3 protein-coding genes are annotated in these 2968 nt (G+C 57.3%); 2 read left to right on the forward strand and 1 reads right to left on the reverse strand.

All coding sequences use genetic code 11. From position 1 onward, the window contains the following. Positions 1 to 368: 368 nt before the first annotated feature. Positions 369 to 1610 (reverse strand): replication initiator protein A, encoded by a 1242-nt coding sequence (locus HMPREF3178_RS00175; protein WP_070584939.1) that lies wholly within the window; start codon positions 1608 to 1610, stop codon positions 369 to 371. Positions 1611 to 1767: 157 nt separating this feature from the next. On the opposite strand from HMPREF3178_RS00175, the gene HMPREF3178_RS00180 reads away from it, so the two are divergent. Both HMPREF3178_RS00180 and trbB read left to right on the forward strand, forming a co-directional pair. Beyond that, entirely contained in the window at positions 1768 to 2028 is a 261-nt protein-coding gene (locus HMPREF3178_RS00180; RefSeq protein WP_004167234.1) for a helix-turn-helix domain-containing protein, read from the forward strand. A 180-nt stretch (positions 2029 to 2208) separates the two neighbouring features. Then, the coding region (gene trbB / locus HMPREF3178_RS00185) for a P-type conjugative transfer ATPase TrbB (RefSeq protein WP_070584941.1) at positions 2209 to 2968 on the forward strand (760 nt) is incomplete at its 3' end.

Genomic DNA, 2968 nt, shown 5'->3' on the forward strand with positions numbered 1-2968 from the left:
TTTAATGCGACTGTACGCGATTCTATGCGATTGGTTCCGCTTTTGTCTTTTCAGTTAGATCAATTTGATAGTGCTTTTCCGCTCGATAGAGCGTTTTTTTTTAGATTTAATGTTTTAAAAGAAGTTTTAGGGTCTGGAAATCGTCGTTTTTCCCTTACAGGACAAGGACTTAGCCCTGTGGATGGGTGGGTAATAGACGGAATCCGGTGGGTAAAAGACGGGTCGCGGTGGGTAATGGACGGAACCGGGTGGGTAATAGACGGGCCATCCACAGACTTATCCACATTTCGGGTTTTGCCTCCGTCTATTACACACCGCAGACTATAAAAGTGAGGCCCGGCGCGGCTCTCCGGGCAACTCTCCGTCTATTACACACCGGTCGCATTCTCGCCGTTCTCCTGCTCGTCGCCGTCTGCCTCGGGTTCGTCCTTGGCGGCCAGCTCCATCGCGTCGGTGCGGCGCGTGATAAGTAGCAGCGGGCCGCTCTGACCGTCTTCCTCGCGCAAGTCGTACTCGGGCAGGTCGTTGGCGTCGATCATGCGGCGCATCATGCGGCAGAACTCTTTGAATGTGCCGGTGCTACCGCTGCGCTCGTAGATGGTCTTGAATGCCCACTTGGCCGTGCTCTTTCCAGCAGCCCGGCGAGCGAGGCGGTACACGAAACGGCCAAGGCCCGGTTCGATCAGGAAGTAGTCCGGGTGAACTGTCAGCACGTCCGGCTGTCTGCCGCCGGTCACTTCCCGGTAAATCCAGTTTGGTGCCTCAATCTCAATGCTGGCCACCTTGCCGGTATCGGTGCGGGACACGACGCGGTAGGGGCCAATGAGGCTTTCCGCTTCCGTCTCACGCACAACGCGCTTGCCGTTGCGTGATGGTGTCTCGCGCACACTCTTGATGGTCGTTCCTAGCAGGCGGTCAAGCGCGGCTTCCAGCTCGTCGGCCTGACGGCCGCCGTCGCCACGACGGCAGAACTTGGCAATATCTGAGGCGTGCGGGACGAATTTCTTGCCCGGCATGGCACCACGCCCGGCATTGAAAAGATTCATCGACTCGGTTAGGTGTGAGATGAGCATCAGCACAATGTCGTAGTCCCATATCGACGCCATGCCATCCGGCCCGGCCTTCACTTCAACGAAGCCGTCCGGCAGGTCGTAGCGGATCACTTCGCCTGCTCGCTTGTCGCGCTTTGACAGGCGGAACAGCGCAACGTCCATCAGGCTACGGTTGTCCTTGGTGGCTACGTCGTACAGACCCGGCACGAAAAAGTCGGGCTGTCGGTCGCTCTCGGGAGGGCGACGCATTGAGGCTTGATTGCTCCGTTTGCTCTGTCCACTGGGGGACGATGTGTTAGGGATTGGGCTTCGCGGGATAGGGCTTCTATCGCGCAACTGTGCGGCCATAGTTGCCTCGGCTTGTAGCTGGGCAACCTCGTTGCTTTTCCGCCTCTGTTCGCGCTCGCCTTCTTCACGTAGGCGCTTCTCGGCTTGCTCGAACGTCTCGCCGGGCAGGGCTGCGGCCTCCACTTTTTCACGATACCTCTGGTGCGTCTGCTCCAGTCTGGCCAGCAGATTGCCCCCTACAATGTCACTAATTGGTTTAGGCCCGTTCATTCGGAACTCTCCTTTTTGGTGCCGATCCTGCGCTGAGTCATAGACAAAATCCCTCCGCTTAGGGCACCATTTTTGCTAAGATGAAGTAATTTCATGCGTCTGTCCTTCTGTTCGATAGCGCGATGTTCAACCAACACCAAGGGAGGTGCCACGCCGAATGCCTAGCCGACGCGACACCGATAGCAACGAAAACGAAAAGCCGGTGCCAGCGGAGCGGCTGATCTTTGCCCGCAATTTCCGTAAGGCACGCAAGGCCGCAAAACTAAGCCAGCGCGCAGTCAAGGATAAGACGGGGTTCGCACAGTCATGGATCAGCGAGGTAGAAACGGGAAAGTCACCGCTCAACATCGACAACATGGCCGAACTGGCCAAGTGTGTCGGTGTGCCGCTGTGGCAGCTTCTCGTTCCTCCGTCGTAACCCTGCAACACTCGTCCCCTTTCAGTCTCCGTTCTGCCAAGAAGACCCCGCAAACTTGTGGGGTCTTCGTCTTTCAGGCTTGCCAAATCGCTTGCGCGATTGATAGCCTATAGACTATCATACATGCGAAAGCAGTGATAGGCTTTAGACTATGTTTGGCAACCTGTAGGGCGGAAGGATATGGACGAAATTACATCCGATCCGAAGTCTCCCAGCATCGCATCAAATCGTGCAGAACACGATAAGCGCATAACGGAAAAATTGCGGCGCGAACTCGGGCCGCAAATATGCGAGCTGCTGGAAGACTCGACAGTGATCGAAATCATGCTCAACCCCGACGGTACGTTGTGGGTTGAACGGCTCGGGGCACCAATGGAAAAGATTGGTACGCTCCCGGCCTCTCGGGCCGAATCGCTCATGGGTACGGTGGCCTCGACGCTGCGCACCCAAATCACGGCCCTGAATCCGATTCTCGAATGCGAACTGCCGTTGGATGGTTCGCGCTTTGAGGCGTTGATTCCTCCGGTTGTGGCCGGGCCTACCTTCACGATCCGTAAGAAGGCGTCGAAGATTTTCACGCTCGATAACTACGTGGAGTCGGGCATCATGACGCAGGCGCAGTGCGAGGCCATCGAGGCCGCTGTACGCAACCGCCGCAACGTTCTGGTCGTTGGTGGCACCGGCACCGGCAAAACCACCCTCACAAACGGCATCATCGACTACATGGCGAAGGCCTGCCCGCAAGACCGTATCGTCATCATCGAAGATACGGGCGAGCTGCAATGCGCCGCCACGAACGTCGTCATTCTCCGGGCAGTCGATCACGTCGATATGACCCGGCTACTCAAGGCAACCATGCGTCTGCGGCCCGACCGTATTCTGGTCGGTGAAGTCCGCGACGGCGCAGCGTTGGCCTTGCTCAAGGCTTGGAACACTGGCC

Origin of the sequence: Klebsiella sp. HMSC09D12, assembly GCF_001808475.1 — a bacterium.
Classification (GTDB): domain Bacteria; phylum Pseudomonadota; class Gammaproteobacteria; order Enterobacterales; family Enterobacteriaceae; genus Klebsiella; species Klebsiella oxytoca.

Bases quoted from the DNA above. Each gene is read 5' to 3' on its own strand.
- HMPREF3178_RS00175 (WP_070584939.1), bottom strand. From the start codon at position 1,610: ATGAACGGGCCTAAACCAATTAGTGACATTGTAGGGGGCAATCTGCTG.
- HMPREF3178_RS00180 (WP_004167234.1), top strand. From the start codon at position 1,768: ATGCCTAGCCGACGCGACACCGATAGCAACGAAAACGAAAAGCCGGTG.